Source organism: Allostella sp., assembly GCF_041913585.1.
GTDB lineage: Bacteria > Pseudomonadota > Alphaproteobacteria > ATCC43930 > Allostellaceae > Allostella.
Map to the genome: position 1 here is coordinate 1 of NZ_JAYSFE010000089.1, position 19496 is coordinate 19496.

General features: G+C 73.3%; 17 protein-coding genes. 8 read left to right on the forward strand and 9 right to left on the reverse strand.

Annotation, left to right across the window (positions count from 1 at the left end):
- Together ACE3Q3_RS16350 and ACE3Q3_RS16355 are read left to right on the forward strand one after the other, a co-directional pair.
- On the forward strand, positions 1-878 hold an 878-nt coding region (locus ACE3Q3_RS16350; RefSeq protein WP_374447877.1), incomplete at its 5' end, for an NAD(P)/FAD-dependent oxidoreductase.
- Entirely contained in the window at positions 875-2497 is a 1623-nt protein-coding gene (locus tag ACE3Q3_RS16355; RefSeq protein WP_374447879.1) for a glycosyltransferase family 4 protein, read from the forward strand. The genes ACE3Q3_RS16350 and ACE3Q3_RS16355, both read left to right, overlap by 4 nt.
- Before the next feature lie 7 nt (positions 2498-2504).
- Here ACE3Q3_RS16355 and ACE3Q3_RS16360 read toward each other — a convergent pair whose 3' ends face one another.
- Both ACE3Q3_RS16360 and ACE3Q3_RS16365 read right to left on the reverse strand, forming a co-directional pair.
- Positions 2505-4238: an acyl-CoA dehydrogenase family protein gene (locus tag ACE3Q3_RS16360; protein ID WP_374447881.1), complete on the reverse strand. Its 1734-nt coding sequence runs from the start codon at positions 4236-4238 to the stop codon at positions 2505-2507.
- Positions 4235-5245 (reverse strand): D-cysteine desulfhydrase, encoded by a 1011-nt coding sequence (locus ACE3Q3_RS16365; RefSeq protein ID WP_374447882.1) that lies wholly within the window; start codon positions 5243-5245, stop codon positions 4235-4237. Before ACE3Q3_RS16365 ends, ACE3Q3_RS16360 begins: the two co-directional genes overlap by 4 nt.
- A gap of 143 nt (positions 5246-5388) precedes the next feature.
- Here ACE3Q3_RS16365 and ACE3Q3_RS16370 point away from each other — a divergent pair, with 143 nt between their 5' ends.
- The gene (locus ACE3Q3_RS16370) at positions 5389-6387 is read left to right on the forward strand and encodes a hypothetical protein (protein WP_374447884.1); all 999 of its coding nucleotides are present in this window, start codon (positions 5389-5391) and stop codon (positions 6385-6387) included.
- Positions 6388-6548: 161 nt separating this feature from the next.
- On the opposite strand, the gene ACE3Q3_RS16375 is transcribed toward ACE3Q3_RS16370, so the two are convergent.
- Positions 6549-7175: an extensin family protein gene (locus ACE3Q3_RS16375; protein WP_374447885.1), complete on the reverse strand. Its 627-nt coding sequence runs from the start codon at positions 7173-7175 to the stop codon at positions 6549-6551.
- Positions 7176-7331: 156 nt separating this feature from the next.
- On the reverse strand, positions 7332-8573 hold the full coding sequence (locus ACE3Q3_RS16380; protein ID WP_374447887.1) for an amidohydrolase family protein: 1242 nt from the start codon (positions 8571-8573) through the stop codon (positions 7332-7334).
- 107 nt (positions 8574-8680) lie between these two features.
- Between ACE3Q3_RS16380 and ACE3Q3_RS16385 the strand changes: the two genes are divergently transcribed.
- Positions 8681-10237 (forward strand): alkaline phosphatase family protein, encoded by a 1557-nt coding sequence (locus tag ACE3Q3_RS16385; RefSeq protein WP_374447888.1) that lies wholly within the window; start codon positions 8681-8683, stop codon positions 10235-10237.
- 9 nt (positions 10238-10246) lie between these two features.
- Here ACE3Q3_RS16385 and ACE3Q3_RS16390 read toward each other — a convergent pair whose 3' ends face one another.
- From ACE3Q3_RS16390 to ACE3Q3_RS16410, 5 genes are all read right to left on the reverse strand, one after another.
- Positions 10247-11269 (reverse strand): nodulation protein NodZ, encoded by a 1023-nt coding sequence (locus ACE3Q3_RS16390; protein WP_374447889.1) that lies wholly within the window; start codon positions 11267-11269, stop codon positions 10247-10249.
- Positions 11270-11360: 91 nt separating this feature from the next.
- A complete protein-coding gene (locus tag ACE3Q3_RS16395) occupies positions 11361-12488 on the reverse strand; it encodes a hypothetical protein (RefSeq protein WP_374447891.1) in 1128 nt (375 codons plus the stop codon).
- Positions 12489-12603: 115 nt separating this feature from the next.
- Positions 12604-14055 (reverse strand): phosphonoacetaldehyde dehydrogenase, encoded by a 1452-nt coding sequence (phnY, locus tag ACE3Q3_RS16400; RefSeq protein WP_374447892.1) that lies wholly within the window; start codon positions 14053-14055, stop codon positions 12604-12606.
- On the reverse strand, positions 14052-15296 hold the full coding sequence (phnA, locus tag ACE3Q3_RS16405) for a phosphonoacetate hydrolase (protein ID WP_374447894.1): 1245 nt from the start codon (positions 15294-15296) through the stop codon (positions 14052-14054). The genes phnY and phnA overlap by 4 nt, the downstream gene beginning before the upstream one ends.
- Before the next feature lie 14 nt (positions 15297-15310).
- Entirely contained in the window at positions 15311-16459 is a 1149-nt protein-coding gene (locus ACE3Q3_RS16410; RefSeq protein WP_374447896.1) for a 2-aminoethylphosphonate--pyruvate transaminase, read from the reverse strand.
- Positions 16460-16558: 99 nt separating this feature from the next.
- On the opposite strand from ACE3Q3_RS16410, the gene ACE3Q3_RS16415 reads away from it, so the two are divergent.
- The 4 genes from ACE3Q3_RS16415 (at position 16559) to ACE3Q3_RS16430 (ending at position 19405) form a co-directional block, all read left to right on the forward strand.
- The gene (locus ACE3Q3_RS16415; protein ID WP_374447898.1) at positions 16559-17524 is read left to right on the forward strand and encodes a LysR substrate-binding domain-containing protein; all 966 of its coding nucleotides are present in this window, start codon (positions 16559-16561) and stop codon (positions 17522-17524) included.
- Positions 17454-18344, forward strand: a complete 891-nt coding sequence (locus ACE3Q3_RS16420; protein ID WP_374447899.1) for an oxaloacetate decarboxylase — start codon at positions 17454-17456, stop codon at positions 18342-18344. Before ACE3Q3_RS16415 ends, ACE3Q3_RS16420 begins: the two co-directional genes overlap by 71 nt.
- 91 nt (positions 18345-18435) lie before the next feature.
- Positions 18436-19029, forward strand: a complete 594-nt coding sequence (locus ACE3Q3_RS16425) for a DJ-1/PfpI family protein (protein WP_374447901.1) — start codon at positions 18436-18438, stop codon at positions 19027-19029.
- A gap of 28 nt (positions 19030-19057) precedes the next feature.
- Positions 19058-19405 (forward strand): RidA family protein, encoded by a 348-nt coding sequence (locus ACE3Q3_RS16430; protein WP_374447903.1) that lies wholly within the window; start codon positions 19058-19060, stop codon positions 19403-19405.
- Positions 19406-19496 lie beyond the last annotated feature (91 nt).

The following is a 19496-nucleotide window of genomic DNA, read 5'->3' on the forward strand; positions in this document are numbered from 1 at the left end:
GGGCGGCGGGCGTGCGCTCCTACGGCTTCGACATGCACCATCTCGACCGCCGGGCCATGCTGGCCCTGGAGCCGAACCTGTCGCCGGCGCTGCACGGCGCCTTCCGCTGCCCGGGCGAGGCGATCGTCAGCCCCTACCTGATGGCGCTGGGCCAGGTGGCGCGTGCCGTCGATCGCGGCGCCGCCACGCTGTGGGAGGCGGAGCCGACGGGCTTCGAGATGGCAGGCGACCGCATCCTCGCCGTCGACACGACGCGCGGGCGCGTCCGGGCCGAGCAGTTCGTGTTCGCGGCCGGCGTCTGGTCGGGCGATCTCGGCCGCATGGTCGGGCTCGACCTGCCGGTCGTCCCGCGCCGCGGCGAACTGGTGGTGACGGCGCGCGCCCCCGGCATCGCCACCCACTACCTGATGTCGGCCAACTACCTGCTCGCCAAGGCCGACCCCGACGCGGCGCTGCGGTCGCCCGACCCGCTGGTCCGCATCGGCCATGGCTTCTGCCTGGAGGTGAACGCGCTCGGTCAGTGCATCCTGGGATCGACGCGGGCCTTCGTCGGCTACGACCGGCGGACGACGCCCGAGGGCGTCGCCGCCATCGTCCGCGAGGCGGTGCGCCGCCTGCCGGCGCTCGAGCGGGTGCCGATGCTGCGCTCCTTCGCCGGCCTGCGGCCCTATGTGCCCGACAAGCTGCCGATCGTCGGCCGCAGCGGCCGCATCCCCAACCTCCTGGTCGCGACCGGGCACGAGGGCGACGGCATCTGCCTTTCCGTCGTCACCGGCGACATCGTCGCCGACCTCGCCATGGGGCAGGCGCCGCGGCTCGACGTCGCCGCGCTGACGCCCGACCGCTTCCCGCCGCCGACGGCGGCGGCCGCTGCATGAGTGCGGCCGACGCCGCCATCCTCTTCCACCCGCAGCTCTACGACCTGCCGGGCGCGGGCAAGCCCTTCGGCGCCACCGTCGCTTCCTCGGCCTTCCTGGCGGCGCTCGCCCGCCATTCCGGCCGGCCGGCATTGCCGGTGGTCGCGGCGGGCGGGGCGGACCCCGGCCAGATATCGGCGCTGCTGCGGGCGCTGGGTGCGCCCGACCGGGTGCGGCCGACGGCGCCCGAGCGCGCCGGGCTGCTGCACCTGCCGAATCCCGGCCTCGCCCAGTCGGCCTGGGAGCGGCATCGCCGCGGCGCCGCGTCCTGGTCGCTGACGGGGGTGGCGCACGCGGTCGCCTCGCTCGCCGCCTTCGAGGCGCTGGCGGCGATGGTGACGGCGCCGGTCATGCCGTGGGACGCGCTCGTCTGCCCCTCGGCGGCGGTGCGGGCGACGGTCGAGGCGGTGATGGCCGGCGAGCGCGACTATCTCGCCTGGCGGCTGGGGGCGGCGGGGTCGCCGCCCGTCCCGCAGTTGCCGGTGATCCCGCTCGGCGTCGATGCCGGTGCCATGGCGCCCAAGGAGGCGGAGCGGGCGTTCTGGCGCGGCCGCCTCGGCCTCGGCGCCGACGACGTGATGCTGCTCTTCGTCGGTCGCCTCAGCGCCGCCCGCAAGGCCAATCCGCTGCCGCTGTGGCTGGCGGCCGAACGCGCGGCCCAGGCGCGGCCGGGGCGCCATCTCGTGCTGGTGCTGGCCGGCTGGTTCGCGGGCGCGGCGGATCGCGACCGCTTCGCCGGCGGTGCCGCCGCCCTCGCCCCCTCGGTGCCGCAGCACGTCGTCGACGGGCGCGACCCGGCGGTGCGCCGCGGCATCTGGTCGGCGGCCGACATCTTCGTCTCGCTCGTCGACAACGTGCAGGAGACCTTCGGCCTGACCCCGCTCGAGGCGATGGCGGCGGGCCTGCCGGTCGTCGCCAGCGACTGGGACGGCTATCGCGAGACGGTGCGCGACGGGGTCGACGGCTTCCTGGTGCCGACGACGATGCCGGCAGGCGCGGGCGGCGCCATCTTCACCGCCGCGCACGAGGCGGGGCGGCTCGATCAGGCGGGGTTCCTCGGCGCCGTCGCGGCGACGGTCGCCGTCGACGCCACGGCCGCGGCCGAGCGCATCGGCCGACTTGCCGACGATCCGGCCTCGCGCCGGCGCATGGGCGCGGCCGGCCGGGCGCGGGCGGCGGAGTTCGACTGGCCCGCCATCGTCCGCCGCTATCTCGACCTCTGGGACGAGCTCGGCCGGCGGCGGCGAGCGGCATCGTCCGACCCGGCGCCGGCGCGTGGGGGGCGGCCCGACGCCTGGAGCGTCTTCGCCCACTACCCGACCCGGCATCTCGCGGCCGACACGCGCCTGCGCGTGGTGCGGGGCGTCGCCGCCGAAGCGCGGCGGCAGTGGGCGGCCCTGCCGGACGATCCGGTGCTGTTCCTCTCGGCGGCCGAGCGGCGGGCGATCCTGGAGCGGCTGGCGGCGGGCCCGGCCGCCGTCGCCGAGATGGCGCCGCTGCTGCCGGCCGCCCGGTCGGCGGCCCTGCTGCGCGAGGCGGCGGTCCTGCTGAAGCTGGGGATCGTCGAGCCGGAAGGCTAACCCTGCCTCAGGCCAGCGCCGCCGCCGCCTCCGCCGGCGCCACCGGGCGCTCGTCGAGCAGGAGGCGCGCCGCGGTCTCGTCGGCGAAGCCGGTCTCGGCGAAGGGATCGCGCGGCGTGAGGTGGTGTTCCAGTGCCAGGCGGGCCAGCACCAGCCGGCGGGCGTCGGGGGCGGAGCCCTGCGACAGCCGCGCGCCCTCCTCGGCCATCAGCACGGCCGCCGTCGCGTAATAGAGGCCGGTCGCCGCCTGCCGCGCGTCGCGGTCGTCGCTGCCCTGCGCCACCCGGTCGGCGAAGGCGAGCGCGCGGTCGAGCGCCTCCCCGAGCCGGTCGGCCAGCGCCGCCGGCATCGCGGCCAGGCGTTGGCGCAGGTCGCCGCCGAGCGCGGCCGCGGCGGCGCTGCGGCGGATGGCGCGGACGACGTCGAGCGCCACGACGTTGCTGGTCCCCTCCCAGATCGAGCCGAGATGGGCGTCGCGCACGAGGCGGGCGTCCGACCATTCCTCGACATAGCCGCAGCCGCCGCGCACCTCCATCGCATCGCCGGTCACCCGGCGGGCGTCGCGGCAGGCGCGGAACTTGATGAGCGGCGTCAGGATGCGCAGGCGGCGGGCCGCCTCGGCGTCGCCGGCGTCCGCCGCCTGCATCGCGGCCGCGGTGGCGAAGACCATGCTGCGCGCCGCCTCGGCCGGGACCATGAGCTTCAGCAACTGGCGGCGCATCAGCGGCAGCTGGATCACCGGCCGGCCGAAGGCGATGCGGTGGCGGGCGACGTGCAGCGCCTCGAAGAGGGCGCGGCGCATCATCCCGGCCGCCCGTACCCCGTTCGAGAGGCGCGACAGGTTGATCATGTCGGCCATCTGGACGAAGCCGCGGCCGAGGGTGCCGACGAGATGCGCCTCCGCCCCCTCGAGCCGGATCTCGCCCGACGCCATGTCGCGGGTGCCGAGCTTCTCCTTCAGGCGGACGATGCGGTAGCGGTTCGGGGTGCCGTCGGACGCGAGGCGCGGCATCAGGAAGAGCGACAGGCCCTTCAGCCCCGGCTCGGCCTCCTCCGGCCGGGCCAGCACCATGGCGAGGCCGGCGTCGGCGTTGGAGCAGAACCATTTCTCGCCCCACAGCCGCCAGCCGTCGCCGTCCCGCCGCGCCACCGTCTCGATGCGGCCGACGTCCGAGCCGCCGGCCTGCTCGGTCATGAACATCGCCCCCTGGGTGAGATGGTCGAGGTCGGTCGCCGTCAGGCCGGGCAGGTAGCGGGCGACCAGCGCCGGATCGCCGTGGCGGACCAGCGTCGCGGTCAGGCTGTCGGTCATGCTGACCGGGCAGCACAGGCCGAACTCGGCCTGCACGAAGAGGTAGGTCAGCGCGTACTTGGCGATCGGCGGCAGCGGCGCGTTCCAGCCGAGCACGCCCGGCCGGTGGGTCATCGCCGCCAGCCCGTACTCGGCAAAGGCGATCCGCTCCATCTCGCGATAGGCGGGGTGCTTCTCGATCCATTGCCGGTCGCGGCCCTGACGGTCGCGATGGTGGAGGACGGGCGGGTTGCGGTCGGCGGTGCCGGCCAGCGCGTCGAGCGCGTCGCCGGCGAGCCCGCCCAGCCGGTCGAGATGGGGGGCGAGGTGGGCGGCCAGCGGCGCCGGCAGGTGGAGCGCCAGGAGCTGGCCCAGCGTCGGGTCGGCGCGCCAGAGGTTGGTACCCCGCGCATCCGGCACCGGGCCTGCCGCCGCGGCCGCGGCGCTCATTCGTTGATCGCCCGGTCGAGGGTCGGCTGATAGGCGAAGAGCGCCGCCTGGCCGCCGGTATGGACGAAGAGGATGTTCTGGCCGCGGCGGAAGCTGCCGCGGCGCACGAGGTCGATCAGCCCGTCCATCGCCTTTCCCGAATAGACCGGGTCGAGGAGGATGCTCTCCTCGCGGGCCAGCGTCTTGACCGCGGCCAGCATCCCCGGCGTCGGCTGGCCGTAGCCCGGCCCGACATAGTCCGAGTTGGCGACGACGGCGCTGCGCGGCACGGCGCCCTTGATGCCGACATGCTCGGCCGTCGCCTCGACCAGCGCCATCACCTGGCGCTCCTGGTCCTCGCGCTCGCGGCGCACGGTGATGCCGGTGACCGGGATGCCGGCGCGCAGCCCCTCCAGCCCGACGACGATGCCGGCCTGGGTGCCCGAGCTGCCGGTGGCGTGGATCAGGTGGTCGAAGGCGACGCCCTGCTCGGTCGCCTGGGCCATCAGCTCCAGCGCGAAGTTGACGTAGCCGAGGGCGCCCGTGGGGTTGGAGCCGCCGCCGGGGATGAGATAGGGGCGGCCGCCCGCCCGGCGCACCTGGTCGGCGACCTCCGCCATGGCGCCCGCCATGTCGGTGCCGGCCGGGTATTCGTGCAGCCGGGCGCCCAGCATGCGGTCGAGGAGGATGTTGCCGTTGCGGCTGTAGACCTCGTCGGCATGGTCGATCCTGGCCTCGAGCACGAGGTGGCAGGCGAGCCCGAGGCGGGCGGCGGCGGCGGCCGTCTGCCGGGCGTGGTTCGACTGTACGGCGCCCACCGTCAGCACCGCGTCGGCGCCCTGGGCGAGCGCGTCGGCCATCAGGTACTCGAGCTTGCGGGTCTTGTTGCCGCCGAGGCCGAGCCCGGTGCAGTCGTCGCGCTTGATCCAGATCGTCGGCCCGTCGAGCAGGCGGGTCAGGCGGTCGAGGCGCTCCAGCGGCGTCGGCAGGTGGGCGAAGCGCAGGCGGGGAAAGCGGGCGAGCTGCATCGGTTCGATCCGGATCGGGCAGGGTGGGGGGTGTGATCGGGCGGGCTGCGACCTTACCTCAGACGAATGGTGGGACGACAGCCGTTCCCACCATGGCCGGCGTCGGCTATCGTGCCGCGCGGCTTCTCCCGACGAGGATGGGAATGCGCGTTCGTTCCCGGGGCCACCTGGTTCCGGTTCTCCTGATGGGTCTCATGCTGGCCGCGCCGGGCGCCGACGCCAAGCAGAGCGGATTCGCCCGTCAGGTGGAGAAGGGGACGATCGAATACAGCTACCGCTTCACCGACGCCGAGGGCCGGGAGCGGGCGCTGCAGTTCCGGCTGTCCGAGACGGCCGTCGCGCGCGGCCATCGCGAATACCGCCCGATCGACAGCCCGGAGGTCGCGAACTTCCTGAAGCGGCGGGTCGCGCAGTCGCTCGATGCCTACGTCAAGCCGATGGGCGGGACCACCGCCGTCACCGTCGAGCGCAAGAAGGGCAGCCTGTCCGTCCACTACGAGGTGAAGCTGCCGCCGAACCGGGCGACCGCCGCCGTCGAGGCCGAGGTCGAGCGGCGCGCGGAGACGGCGACCTCGGAAACCTATGCCGCCTTCTTCAACGTCCGCGACGCGGCCGGGGTCGAGGTGCGGCCCGACTTCGAGCGCATCGTGCCGCGGGCCGTGGCCGACCTGAAGCCGGTCGCCGAGGCGATCGCCGCCGAGACCGACGACGAGCGCGAGCGGATCGCGCTGGCGCTGGCCTTCGTGCAGTCGATCCCCTATGCGGTGCCGGACCGGCGCAGCCAGGGCGGCTTCGTCATGCCCTCCGCCTTCTTCGACCTCAACCGCGGCGACTGCGACGTCAAGTCGGCGGCGCTGGCGGCGATCCTGATGTCGCTGCTGCCGAACCGCTCGATCGCGCTGGTGCTGCCGCCCGAGCACGCGCTGCTCGCCGTCGACATTCCCTCCGCCGGCGACGAGGCCAAGATCGTGGTCAACGGCCGCAGCTACGTGCTGCTGGAGCCGACCGGGCCGGCCCTGTGGCCGATCGGCCGGGTCGCCGAAGAGACCGGGCGCAAGATGTCCGGCACGACTTCGGAGACCGTGGTGTTGCCGCGGCCGCCCGGCGAACAGGCGCAGTCGCGCCGGAAGGACCCGCAATAGGAATCTTACGGCGAATTCATGCGCGATCCATGGAAACGCCGGCCCGAATCCCCCATCTTGGTGGCCAGAGCTGACGTGCTTTGCCCCCCAGACGCGTCAGGTCTCGGCCCCGCCGGTCTCAGCCTCCTGGTCCGGCGGGGTCACTCTGGGGGTCATTCCCGCTAGACTTGGCACAGCTTCCACTCACCGAGGTCGAGGTGCAGGTGGTCGTGGTGGTCCGCATCCGACGGCGGGCCGAGCACGACGTGGAAGAGGCCGCAGGACTTCCGTCCGACCTCCTGCAGGAAGCGGCTGCGGGCGCCGGCGCCGTGCCAATGGTCGCGGACGACGGCCTTGGAACCGTCCGCCAGCTCGAACCCCCAGATGTCGATCGCCCGGCCGCGGGCATGCTCGCTGAGGCGGCCGTTGCGGGTGCCGCGGCAGACATAGCCGCCCGCCTGGTGGACGGTCGCGACGCGGGTGCGGAGGTGGCGGCGGGCGGCCGGCTGCACGACCTCGTCCATCCAGCGGTCGACGAGGCGGGCGGTCGGGCAGGACAGGGTCACCGGGCGGTTGAGCGCGGCCGACATGCCTTCGACCCGCACGCCCTGCTCGAGCGTGCAGCCCCCGGTCGAGACCGTCTGCGGCAGGGGTCGGAAGATCACGCCCTGGGCCTCCAGCGCCCGGAAACAGGCCTCCCCGGCGATCGGCGGCGGTGCCGGGGCGCGCACGGCCTTCGGGCGGTCGGGCACCGACGTGCCGCAGGCCGCCAGCGCCGCGACGAGCGCCAACGCGACCGCATGGCGCATCCATCGCCGCCCTCGCACCGCGAGATTTGCCCCCGCTGATCCCACGTCGGCCCCGAACATTGCTCACGCAAGGTGAGCAACGTCGCTCAACGCGTTGATTTCGGCAACACCTTCCTTGCCGGGCCCGGCCGATTGCCGGCCGTGGCGGCGGTCGCGTCAGTGCAGGGCGGCGGTGTCCTTGTAGATCGTGCCTCCCTTGACGATCATCAGCAGGCGCTTCTCCGGCTGGGTCAGGACGCCGATGTCGGCGAGCGGATCGCCGTCGACGACCAGGAGATCGGCGAAGGCGCCGGGGGCGACACAGCCCAGTTCCTTCGGCTTCATCAGGATCTCGGCGTTGATCCGGGTCGCCGACGCCAGCAGTTCGGCCGGCGACAGCACCTCCTTGCGGATCGAGAACTCGGTCAGCTGGTGGACGTGCATCGCGCCCAGGAGGTCGCTGCCGTGGCCGATCTTCACCCCGGCCGCCTTGGCGATCTCGATCGAGCGCAGGCCGGCCGCCTGGACCTCGGTCAGCTTGGCGAGGCTGACCTCGGGGAAGCCGAGCTCGCGGCCGTAGCGGCCGAGCGCGTCGTAGGTGGCCAGCGTCGGCACCAGGAACGCCTTGCGCTCGGCCATCAGGCGGGCGGCCTCCTCGTCGATCAGGTTGCCGTGCTCGATGGTGCGGATGCCGGCCGTGACCGCCCGCCGGATGGCGGCGCCGGTATAGGCGTGGGCCATGACGTAGGTGTGCCAGGCCTCCGCCTCCTCGACGATGATCCGCATCTCCTCGGCCGAATATTGCGTGTTCTGGATCGGGTCGGTGGGGGAGGCGACGCCGCCGCCCGCCATGATCTTGATCTGGGTGGCGCCCTTGCGCAGTTCGTCGCGGGCGGCGCGCCGGACTTCGGTCGGGCCATCGGCGATGCGGCCGAGCGAGGGGAAGGCCTGGCCGCAGGCGCAGCCGTCGGCGACCAGCGTGCGCGGCCGGAAGTCGCCATGGCCGCCGGTCTGGCTCAGGGCCTGGCCGGCGAAGAACAGGCGCGGGCCGTGGAAGAGGCCGGACTCGATCGCCTCGGCATGGCCCCAGTCGGCGCCGGCGGCATCGCGGACGGTGGTGAAGCCGCGCATCAGCATCTCGTAGGAGATGCGGGCGGCGCCGGCGGTGATGAGGCTGGGCGGCTGGCCGGTCAGGGTGCCGAGGTTGGTCACGGTCGCGGTGATGTGGACGTGGGCGTCGATCAGCCCCGGCATCAGGGTCCGCCCGTCGACCTTGATGCGGTGCGCCTGCGGCGCCCGGATCGGCCGGTCCGAGACCTCGACGATGCGGGCCCCGTCGGTCAGGACATGCATGCCCTCGCGCATCGCGTCGCCGAGGCCGTCGTAGAGATGGCAGTTCTCGAAGAGATAGGCAGGCACGGGCGGCAGGCTCCTCGGACGGCGGGAATCGCCCCGGGAGACTACGACGGCCGGCCGCCCTGTGCTACTCGCTCTCCGCACGCGGAACGAGGCGGAGGGTGCGAGGAATGGCGAGATCGGGCGGTCCCCGCGGCAACGTGCTGCTGGTGACCTTCGACCAGTGGCGGGCCGACTGCATCGGCGCGCTCGGCCACCCGAACGTGCGGACGCCGACCGTCGACGCGCTCGCCGCCGATGGGGTGCTGTTCCGCAACCACTTCACCCAGGCCGCGCCGTGCGGGCCGGCGCGCGCCTCGCTGCTGACCGGCCTCTACCTCCACAACCACCGCTCGCTGCGCAACGGCACGCCGCTCGACCGCCGCCACCGGACGATCGGGCACGAGGCGCGCAAGGTCGGCTATGCGCCCGCGCTCTTCGGCTACACCGACACCAGCGCCGACCCGCGCGGCCGCGATCCCGCCGACCCGGCGCTCGCCACCTACGAGGGGGTGCTGCCGGGCTTCGACGCCGAACTGCTGCTGACGGAATCGCTGGAACCATGGGCGGCCTGGCTGAAGGGCAAGGGCTATCCCGTGCCCGAGCGGCTGACCGACCTCTACTTGCCCGATCCGGCGCGGAGCCGAGCCGGCGATCCGCCGACGCGGGCGCCGATGACGATGCCGGTCGAGGACGAGATCACCTTCTTCCTCGCCGACCGGGCGCGCGAATGGCTGGCGGTGCGGCGCGACCGCCCCTGGTTCCTCCATCTCTCCTTCATTCGCCCGCACCCGCCCTACATCGCGCCGGCGCCGTTCGACGCGCTGGTCGACCCGGCCGCGGTGCCGGCGGCCGTGCGCGCGCCCGACCGGGTGGAGCAGGGGCGGCAGCATCCCTGGCTCGCTGCCCATCTCGCCCGGCAATGGGCGGGCCAGCTGCCGGTCGCCCAGCCGGTGCCGATGGCGGCCATGGACGAGGCGGCGCTGGCCCAGCTCCGGGCGACCTACTACGGACTGGTGTCGCTCGCCGACGCCGCCCTCGGTCGGGTCGTCGCCGACCTCAAGGCGTCCGGCGCCTACGACGACACCCTCATCGTCCTCACCGCCGACCATGGCGAGCACCTGGGCGACCATTGGCTGCTCGGCAAGGACGGCTACCACGACCAGGCCTTCCACATCCCGCTCGTCGTCCGCGATCCGCGGGCCGCGGCCGACGCCGGCCGCGGCCGGGTCGTCGAAGCCTTCACCGAGGCGGTCGACGTCATGCCCACCATCCTCGAATGGATCGGCCAGCCGGTGCCGCACGCCTGCGACGGCCACGCCCTGACGCCGTTCCTCGGCGGCGGCACGCCCGATCGCTGGCGCGATTCGGTCCATTGGGGCTACGACTTCCGCGACGTCCGCGGCGGCCATTTCGAGCAGGCGCTGGGCCTCGCCCCGGACCAGTGCGGCCTCCTCGTCCATCGCGACCGGCGCCGCAAGTACGTCCATTTCGCCGGCCTGCCGCCACTCTTCTTCGACCTCGAGCAGGACCCGGGCGAACTGGAGGACCTCGCCGGCGACCCGGCGCGGCAGGCCGAGATGCTGGCCTATGCCGGTCGCCTCCTCTCCTGGCGCATGGCGCACGAGGACCGCACGCTGACGCACTACCATCTCGGGCCGGGCGGGGCGGCCTCGAACCTGCGCTGAACGGGGCGTCTACAGGTCTTCCGGAGCCGGGACGACGGCGGGGGCGAGCGGGTCGTCGGCCGTCCACGGGCGCCGCAGGTCGGCGACGGTCTGCATCCGCGGGCCGGGCCGGGCGAGGGCGACCGCGGCCGGCAGCGAGAAGAAGCTGCCCGGCGGGTAGCGGACGAGGGCGGTCGTGCGGGCGAGGACCAGCATCTCGACCAGCGCGTCGTCCAGGGTCTCGTGGGCGCCCGGTCCGCCGTGAAGATCGCCGCTGCCGATCGGCCGGAACCGCTTGGCGTAGCGCACGACCCCGGGGATGGCGGCCCGCAGCGCGCGGACGATGCCGAGACTGTCGGAACACAGGACCACGGGGGCCCGCGGCCCGAGGCGTTCGCGCAGCGCCGCGACGGCGCGGCGGCAGCGCTCGACGGCGGCCGCCTCGTCGGTCCAGTAGCGGGCATGGTCGCCGATCGGGCTGCCATTGCCGTGGCGCGCGTGCAGGCCGATGAAGGGTCCCGGCGGCAGCGTCGCCAGTGCGGCGTCGAGCCGCCGGCGCACGCGCTCGACCGGCCGCACCGCGTCCAGGAAGGCGCGGGCGTCGGCGAGGGCCGTCAGCCCGTCGTTGATGCAGGCGTCGAAGGCGACCGTCCGCTCGGGACGGTCGCCGCCCGACCGGATCAGGGCGACGGCGCGGTCCCGGGCGGCAAAGATCTGCGCCGGGCTCCGCTCCCACTGCTTCGGATCTCCAGGATCGCGGTTCCAGTAGATCGGTTCCCGGACGAGCGCGGACACCAGGCGCGCGACCCGCTGATCGCCCACGAACGGCACGCCGGCCAGGCGGTCCGGCGCCTCGAAACAGAGCGGGAAGAGGTTGGTGGAGCGCTCGGTCGAGTAGGGGCTGCCGCGCCAGTCGGCGATCAGCACCCGTCCGGTCGTGCGCGCGAACCGCCAGGCCGCGCCGAGACAGACGAGACAGTCGCCGATCCCCGCATTGCGCCGGGAGAGGGCGTAGCGCGGCGAATCCGGCGGCGAGGTCGGCGGGACGGGCATCCGCCGCCAGGGTAGCCGGCCGACGGGCCGCCGACCACCATCGGCGACGGCCCCCGACGGCGCGCCGCCGCCCGCCTCCCGGCGGCGGCCGTCAGTAGCGGAAGATCGCGGCGGCGGCGGGCAGGTCGTCGGCGCGGTCCGCGGGCCGCGTCAGGATGCGGCCGCCATGGGCGACGGTTTCCAGGATGGCCCGGTCGAGTTGCGCCAGTTGCTCCTCCGGCGGCGGCGCCTGTCCGGGCGCCCAGCCGAGCGACGTCGGGTCGCCCGGGTCGGCGGCCACGACGAGGATGTCGACCCGCCCGTCCGTCGCCGCCTCCAGGATCTGGTCGATGCGGTCGGAGGCGCCGGCGCCGGCGGCCAGACGTGCCTGCAGGCGATCGATGACGGTCCGGCGGTCGGCGTCGAGCCGGTCGCGGACCAGCGCGTAGGCGTGCCGGTGCAGGGCGGCTGCGTCCATCGAACTCGGGTGCTCGCGAATCCCTTCCTCGACGAGGCCGGGCCGCGTGATGGCGCGGCGGAGCTTGCCCAGCATCCGGTCGTCGGCCGCCAGCACCAGCGGCCCCTCGGCGCCGGCCAGCACGGTCTCGACGGCCTTGGCGGTGCGGCGGGCGAACTCGTCGATCAGATCCTCCCGGGCGTCGGTCGGGCTCTCGCCCAGCGCGTGGACCCGGATCGCCGTCGCGCCGCGCGATGTCGGGTGAAACCCGGTCGCGTTCTCGATCTCGGCCCCGCCCATCACCGCCGCGGCCGAGGGCGGGATGCGGCCGTCCTCGATGCGGCGCAGTCCGAAGCGCGAGCCGCGATAGAGCGCGACCGCGTCCTGCGCGGCCACGAGGACGAAGAAGGGACCGTCGCGCATCAGCAGCGGCAGCAGCGGCCGGACGACGAACTGCGCGCCGACATGGGCCTGCGGCTGGAATGCGAGGGGCGCCGGGAGGATGGTCACCCCGTCGGCGGAGGCGAAGACGGCCAGCCCGTCCTCCCGCGTCTGCCAGAAATCCCCATCGGTCCGGGCCGAGATCGACCCCAGCAGCGCCGCTGCCGTCGCCTCGTCGGCGCCCTGCGCGCGGAGCAGGTGGGCCGCCTCGCGCAGCAGGTTCGAGAACTGGACCGGGCCCTGGCGCCAGTCGGGGCCGCCGCGCGGCGTCGGCACGAACAGGCTGACCCGCGGGAATCCCCGTTCGGCCGCGAGACCGATGATCTGCGAAGCCTCGAGCATGGCGCACCCCCGTTCCGTCGCGTGTCGGACCAAACGTGGCCAACGCCCGGCCGGCGCGCCGGGTTCCCGGTGCGGGGCGGATCGCCGCCCCCGCACCGGCGCGCCCGACCGTCGCTCAGCCCCAGGGCAAGGAGTAGGTCTTGACGTTGGTGAAGGCCTTCATCGCCTCCAGCACGCCCTCCTTGTAGCCGAGGCCGGAATCCTTGATACCGCCGAAGGGTGAGGATTCGATGCGGTAGCCGGGCACCTCGCGCACGTTGACCGTGCCGACGTTCAATTCCTGCACGAAGCGGGTGATGTAGTCGAGGCGGTTGGTGACGACGCCCGACGACAGGCCGTAGGCGGTCGAATTCGACAGCCGGATGGCGTCGTCGATGTCGCGGAAGCGCAGGATCGGCGAGACCGGCCCGAACGTCTCCTCCATCACCAGCGGCGCCTCGCGCGGGACGCCGTCGACGACGGTCGGCGCATAGAGCGCGCCGCGCCGCTCGTGCCCGCACAGGAGGCGGGCGCCGCGGCCGATGGCGTCGGTCACCCGCTCCTCGATGCGGATGGCGGCCTCCTCGTCGATGACGGTGCCCATGTCGGTCGCCGGGTCCATCGGGTCGCCGTACTTCACGGCCAGCGTCTTGGCGACGAGGCGCTCGGCGAAGGCCTCGGCCAGGCTCTCGTGGACGAGCATCCGCTTGACCGCGGTGCAGCGCTGGCCGGAGTTCTTGTAGGAGCCGGCGGCGGCCAGGTTCGTCGCCTCCTCGAGGTCGGCATCCTCCATCACGATCAGCGGGTCGTTGCCGCCGAGTTCGAGCACGCAGCGGCGATAGCCCAGGTTGTCGGCGATCCACTTGCCGACCCGAACGCCGCCGGTGAAGGTGACGAGGTCGATCTCCGGGCACTTGACGAGGGCGTCGCCGATCTCCCGCGGGTCGCCGGTGACGACCTGGAACATCTCCGGCGGCAGGCCCGCCTCGTAGAGCACGTCGGCCAGGAGGAAGGCCGTCAGCGGCGTCTTCTCCGACGGCTTCAGGACCATCTTGTTGTTGGTCGCGATCGAGGGTGCGATCTTGTGCGCGACCTGGTTCAGCGGATGGTTGAAGGGCGTGATCGCCGAGATGGCGCGCAGGGGATCGCGCTGGGTGTAGATGCGCCGCTTCTTGCCGTGCGGGCTGATGTCGCACGAGAAGATCTGGCCGTCGTCGTTGAGCGCGGCCTGGCCCGCCAGCATGAAGACGTCGTGGGCGCGGCCGACCTCGTAGACGGAATCCTTCTTCGACAGGCCGGATTCGAGCGTGATGAGGTCGCTGACCTCGGCGGTGCGCTCGACCAGCAGGCGGGCGGCGCGCTGCAGGATGCTGGCGCGTTCGTGCCGGCTCAGCGTCGCCCTGTAGCCGCCGGCGATCTCGAAGGCGCGGGCGACGTCGGCGGGGGTCGCCTTCGGCACCGAGCCGACGACCCGGCCGTCCCACGGGTAGTGGACGGCGATGCGGCGCGGATTGTCGACCCGCTGGCCGGCGATGCGGAGGGTCTCGTGGCGCTGGTCGGCCTCGAAGGCCTTGGGAAGGGCGGTCATGCGGCACCGGCCAGATGGTTGAGGGCGACGTCGAAGATGTCGAAGTTGCGCAGCCGCCGGCCGTCGAGCCCGGTGACCGCACGGGTGACCATCAGCGGCACCCGCTGCTCGCTGATCCCGCCATGGGAGCGGAGCGGCGCGTCGAGGCCCGACAGGTCGTGCCGGTCGGCGCGGGTGCCGAGCACCCAGTTGCGCTCCGACACCGCGACGAGGTCGCCGATGCGCTCCCGCGGCAGCTCGAAGCGGCGGGCGGCGGCATCCCCGTCGAGCACCAGCTCCATGCCGGGCAGGGCCGACAGCCTGGCCGCGACCGCCGCCGCGTCCGCGCCCGCCGGCAGGTAGGCGGTGGCGAACGAGCCGAGCGCGCCGTGATGGACGACGTAGGGGTCGGTGATCGGCAGGATGACGCGCGTGGCGCCCTCGCCCAGCATCGCGTCGAGCACGGTCTGGAGATAGATCACCTGCGGCGCCCCGTCGGGGCCGAACTTGGCGTTCATGCCGTGGTCGGCGGTGAGCGCGACGACGGCGCCCAGCCGGTCCATGGCCGCCAGATGGCGGTCGATCATGGCGTAGAAGGCGTTCGCGACCGGCGTGCCGGGCGCGTGCTTGTGCTGGATGTAGTCGGTGGTCGACAGGTACATGATGTCCGGCCGCTTCGTTTCCAGCAGGCGGACGCCGGCGGCGAAGACGAATTCGGAGAGGTCGGCCGAATAGACCGACGGCAGCGGCCGGTCGACGAAGGCAAGCAGGTCGTCGATGCCGTTCTCGGCGATGCTGGCCTTGTCCGCCTTCTCGGCCGAGAAGCAGATGCCCTTCATCCGGTGGCCGAGGAGCGTGCGCAGCTTGTCCTTGGCGGTGACCACCGCGACCTTCAGGCCGGCATCGGCGAAGGCGGCGAGGATGGTCCCGGTGCGCAGGAACTCGGGGTCGTTCATCATCACTTCCCGGCCCGTCTCGGGATTCAGGAAGTAGTTGCCGGCGATGCCGTGCACGGCCGGCGGGCGGCCGGTGACGATCGACAGGTTGTTGGGGTTGGTGAAGCTCGGCACGACGCAGTCGGCGCGAAGGTCCGCGCCCGTCGCCAGCGCCTTCTCCAGGAAGGGCATGACGCCGGCGCGGATCGCCTCGGTCGTGTAGTCGGGCTCCGAGCCGTCGACGCAGACGACGACCGTCGGCTGCGCCGGGGCGCGGTAGCGCCGACCGTTCACCTCGACCGACAGGTCGCGGGAGATGCCGTCCATGTCCCGGTTCCTCCTCAGCCGACGGCGCGCCGCGCCACCGGCAGCGGGCCGCAGTTGGTGACGCCCATCTCCGCCAGCGTCGCGGCGATGGCGGCCAGCGCGTCCTGCATGTCCGACGGCATCAGGCGGCCGATGCAGCCGATGCGGAAGCTGTCGGCGACCGTCAGCTTGCCGGGATAGATGACGAAGCCGCGGTCGCGCAGCCGGTCGTAGAAGGTCTGGAACGCGAAGGCGGGATCGGCCGGCATGTGGAAGGTGACGATGATCGGCGCCTGCAGCGCGTCCGGCAGCAGCGTCTCGAAGCCCATCGCCCGCATGCCCCCGACCAGGATGCGGCAGTTCTCGCGGTAGCGGCCGCCGCGGCCCTCGACCCCGCCCTCGGCGGCGTGCTCGGTGAGCGCCTGGTCGAAGGCGGCGATGACATGGGTCGGCGGCGTGAAGCGCCACTGGCCGGCCCGCTCCATGAACCGCCATTGGTCGTGGAGGTCGAGGCTGAGGGCGTGGGCGTTGCCCTCGCATTCTGCGATCGCCTCGCGCCGGGCGATGACGAAGCCCATGCCGGGCACGCCTTCCAGGCACTTGTTGGAGGAGGCGGCGACGGCGTCGCAGGCGACCTTCGAGACGTCCAGCGGCAGGGCGCCGAAGGCGCTCATGGCGTCGATCAGGAGGCGCCGGCCGCGCCGCGCGACCTCCTCGGCGATGGCGGCGACGGGGTTGAGCACGCCCGACGTCGTCTCGCAGTAGACGACCGCGACATGGGTGATCCCGGGGTCGGCGTCGAGCCGGCGGCCGACCTCCGCGGCATCGATCGGGGTGTCCTCCGCCGTCTCGTACTCGACCGCGCTGCGGCCCAGCATCTCGACGATGCGGGCCATGCGGTGGCCGTAGGCGCCGTTGATCGCGAGCAGGATGCGGCCGTCCTTCGGCAGCATCGTGCCCAGCATCGCCTCGACCGCGAAGGTGCCGCTGCCCTGGATCGGGATGGTGACGAAGCGGTCGCCGCCGCCCGCGAGTTCGACGAGGCGGGCGCGGATGCGGGCGTTCATCTCGACGAAACGGCCGTCGCGCGAGCCCCAGTCGCGCAGCATGGCGCGCTTGGTCGTCTCCGAGGTGGTCAGCGGTCCGGGAGTGAGGAGGAGCGGCACCTGGGTCGGGTCGGTCATGGCGGACGGGGCTCCGGATACGAGGATCGCCTTGGACGATGCGGCGACTGCCAGTATAAGTCCAATCCCCATTCTCAATATGAAGCATAGACGAAATCTATGTTTCCGACCCAGCTCCGCGCCTTCCACGCCGTCGCCGTCGAAGGCAGCTTCACCCGTGCGGCGGCGCGCCTCGGCGTCACCCAGCCGACCCTGTCGGCGCAGGTCAAGACGATCGAGGAGCATTGCGGCGCCGCGCTCTTCGACCGGCTGGGCCGGCGCATCGTCCTGACCGATTTGGGCCGGCGTCTCCTCGACGTCACCCAGCGCATGGCCGACGCCGAGGCGGCCGCGGCCGAACTGATCGGCGACGCGCGGACGCTGCGCACCGGCCGGCTCCGGGTCGCGGCCGACAGCCCCTACCATGTCGCGCCGCTGCTGGCGGAGTTCCATCGCCGCTACCCCGGCGTCCAGGCGGTGCTCGGCATCGGCAATGCCGAGACGGTGCACGAGGACCTGATGCACTTCGCTGCCGACGTCGCGATCCTGGCCGACGTGCCGGACGATCCGCGCCTCCACGCCGTGCCATGCGGCCGCCACCGGGTCGTCATCGTGGTGCCGCGCGGACATCCCTGGGCGGGGCGGGGCGCGATCCGGCCGGCGGAACTGGCCGGCCGGCCGATGGTGCTGCGCGAGGCGGGGTCGGTCACCCGGCGGCTCTTCGAGGCCCGGCTGGCCGCGGCCGGGGTGGCGCCGCGCATCGTCATGGAGATCGAGAGCCGCGAGGCGGTGCGCGAGGCGGTCGCCGCCGGGATCGGCCTCGGCGTCGTCTCGGAGGCGGAGTTCGGCGCCGACGCCCGCCTGGCGATGGTCGCGGTCGACGACCCCGAACTGGTGACGCGCGAATTCGTCGTCTGCCGCATCGACCGGCGGCGGGTCGCGGTCGTCCGGGCCTTCCTGGAACTGGTGCCCGGCGCGGCCGCCGGGGCTAGAGTGACGGGCGGAGGAGATGCCGATGAATCCAGCCACCCGCCTGAGGACGCTGCTCCGGGAGCAGCGCCTCGTCGTCGCGCCCGGCGCCTATGACTGCATCACCGCGCGCATGATCCGGCACGCCGGGTTCCCCGCCGTCTACATGACCGGCTCGGGTACCTCGGCGTCGCTGGGCTACCCCGACTACGGCCTCGTCGGCCTGACCGAGATGGCGGACAATGCCGGCCGCCTCGCCGCCGCCGTCGACATCCCGGTCATCGCCGACGCCGACACCGGCTACGGCAACGAGCTCAACGTCGTCCGCACGGTCCAGGAATACGAGCGGCGCGGCGTCGCCGGGCTCCACATCGAGGACCAGGAGATGCCGAAGAAGTGCGGCCATCTCGAGGACAAGTCCCTGGTTTCGCTCGACGACTATCTCGCCAAGATCCGCGCGGCCGCCGCGGCCCGCCGCAATCCCGACTTCCTGGTCATCGCCCGTACCGATTCCCGCGCCGTCCTCGGCTTCGAGGAGGCGATCCGGCGCGCCAACGCCGCCCTCGCGGCCGGTGCCGACATGTCCTTCGTCGAGGCGCCCCAGACACCGGAGGAGGTGGCGGCGGTGCCCCGCCTCGTCCGCGGCCCCTGCCTCCTCAACATGGTCTGGCGCGGCAAGACGCCGCTGGCGCCGCTGGCCGACGTCGAGGCGATGGGCTACCGGGTGGCGATCCTGCCGAGCCTGCTCTTCCGCTCCGTGCTCGGCATGTGCGAGCGGGTGCTGGGCGAACTCCGGGACACCGGCCGGCACCCGGAACTGGAGACCAACCTCACCGTGGCCGAGGGGTTCCGCCGCATGGGGGGCGACTTCTGGGACCCGCTGCGCACCCGCTTCCGGACCCCGGCCGAGGGCGAGGTCATGAAGGCGGCGGAGTAGCCGCGTCGGTCGCGGCCAGGATGCCGGGGCGAGGTCCGGACGCCGACCGCTCCGTCCGGCTGCCAGATTCCGGAGCGGCGAGGGAAGCGATATGGAAACGAATGTCGGGATCGTCCTCTTCGAGGATGCCGAGGAACTGGATTTCGTCGGGCCGTGGGAGGTCTTCGGCATGGCCGCGCGGCGGCAGCCGGACCTGAAGCCCTTCACCGTCTCGGAGCGGGGCGGCACCGTGCGTTGCGCCAAGGGGATGCGGGTGGTGGCCGACCATTCCTTCGCCGACGCGCCGCGCATCGACGTGCTGCTGGTGCCGGGCGGGCAGGGGACGCGGCGGGAGGTCTCCAACCGCGCGATGATCGACTGGATCGCCCGGGTGGCGCCCGGCTGCCGCTGGGTCACCAGCGTCTGCACCGGGGCGCTGCTGCTGGTCGAAGCCGGCCCCGCCCGCGGCCGGCAGGTGACCACCCACTGGGGCTTCGTCGAGACGCTGCGGGCGCGCGGCGACGCCACCGTGCGCGACGACGTGCGCTATGTGCGCGACGGCAACGTCGTCACCGCGGCCGGGGTTTCGGCCGGCATCGACATGTCGCTGTGGCTCGTCGGACAGCTCTACGACCCCGCCTTCGCACGCCACGTCCAGCGCTGGATGGAGTACGATCCGGCCCCGCCCTACACCGCGGCGGCATGAGTTCGTTCGAACGAGAGGCAAGAATCCCATGAGCATCACGCGCATCAAGTCCGGTCCCCGCATGAGCGCCGGCGTCGTCCATGGCGGCGTCTGCTACGTCGCGGGCCAGGTGGCCGACGACACCAGCGTCGGCGTCGCCGGTCAGACCGAACAGGTGCTGAAGAAGATCGACGCCATCCTGGCCGAGGCGGGCACCGACAAGTCGAAGCTGCTGTCGGCCAACATCTGGCTGCCCGACATCGCCACCTTCCACGAGATGAACAAGGTGTGGGACGGCTGGGTGTCGGCCGGCAACACGCCGGCCCGTGCCACCGTCGAGGCGAAGCTGGCTGCCCCGCAGTTCCGGGTCGAGATCGCGGTCATCGCCGCGGTGTGATCGCGGCCGCGGGGGGGGCGCCCGCCCCCCGCCGGCCGCCCCCCCGCGCCGGACGGGCGCGCCCCCCCCCCACCACAGCGCCCCGCCGGGC

Excerpts from the sequence above, each read along its gene's own strand:
- ACE3Q3_RS16355 (WP_374447879.1), top strand. The coding sequence starts at position 875 with ATGAGTGCGGCCGACGCCGCCATCCTCTTCCACCCGCAGCTCTACGAC.
- ACE3Q3_RS16360 (WP_374447881.1), bottom strand. The coding sequence starts at position 4,238 with ATGAGCGCCGCGGCCGCGGCGGCAGGCCCGGTGCCGGATGCGCGGGGT.
- ACE3Q3_RS16365 (WP_374447882.1), bottom strand. The coding sequence starts at position 5,245 with ATGCAGCTCGCCCGCTTTCCCCGCCTGCGCTTCGCCCACCTGCCGACG.
- ACE3Q3_RS16370 (WP_374447884.1), top strand. The coding sequence starts at position 5,389 with ATGCGCGTTCGTTCCCGGGGCCACCTGGTTCCGGTTCTCCTGATGGGT.
- ACE3Q3_RS16375 (WP_374447885.1), bottom strand. The coding sequence starts at position 7,175 with ATGCGCCATGCGGTCGCGTTGGCGCTCGTCGCGGCGCTGGCGGCCTGC.
- ACE3Q3_RS16385 (WP_374447888.1), top strand. The coding sequence starts at position 8,681 with ATGGCGAGATCGGGCGGTCCCCGCGGCAACGTGCTGCTGGTGACCTTC.
- ACE3Q3_RS16390 (WP_374447889.1), bottom strand. The coding sequence starts at position 11,269 with ATGCCCGTCCCGCCGACCTCGCCGCCGGATTCGCCGCGCTACGCCCTC.
- ACE3Q3_RS16395 (WP_374447891.1), bottom strand. The coding sequence starts at position 12,488 with ATGCTCGAGGCTTCGCAGATCATCGGTCTCGCGGCCGAACGGGGATTC.
- phnY (WP_374447892.1), bottom strand. The coding sequence starts at position 14,055 with ATGACCGCCCTTCCCAAGGCCTTCGAGGCCGACCAGCGCCACGAGACC.
- phnA (WP_374447894.1), bottom strand. The coding sequence starts at position 15,296 with ATGGACGGCATCTCCCGCGACCTGTCGGTCGAGGTGAACGGTCGGCGC.
- ACE3Q3_RS16410 (WP_374447896.1), bottom strand. The coding sequence starts at position 16,459 with ATGACCGACCCGACCCAGGTGCCGCTCCTCCTCACTCCCGGACCGCTG.
- ACE3Q3_RS16415 (WP_374447898.1), top strand. The coding sequence starts at position 16,559 with ATGTTTCCGACCCAGCTCCGCGCCTTCCACGCCGTCGCCGTCGAAGGC.
- ACE3Q3_RS16420 (WP_374447899.1), top strand. The coding sequence starts at position 17,454 with ATGAATCCAGCCACCCGCCTGAGGACGCTGCTCCGGGAGCAGCGCCTC.
- ACE3Q3_RS16425 (WP_374447901.1), top strand. The coding sequence starts at position 18,436 with ATGGAAACGAATGTCGGGATCGTCCTCTTCGAGGATGCCGAGGAACTG.
- ACE3Q3_RS16430 (WP_374447903.1), top strand. The coding sequence starts at position 19,058 with ATGAGCATCACGCGCATCAAGTCCGGTCCCCGCATGAGCGCCGGCGTC.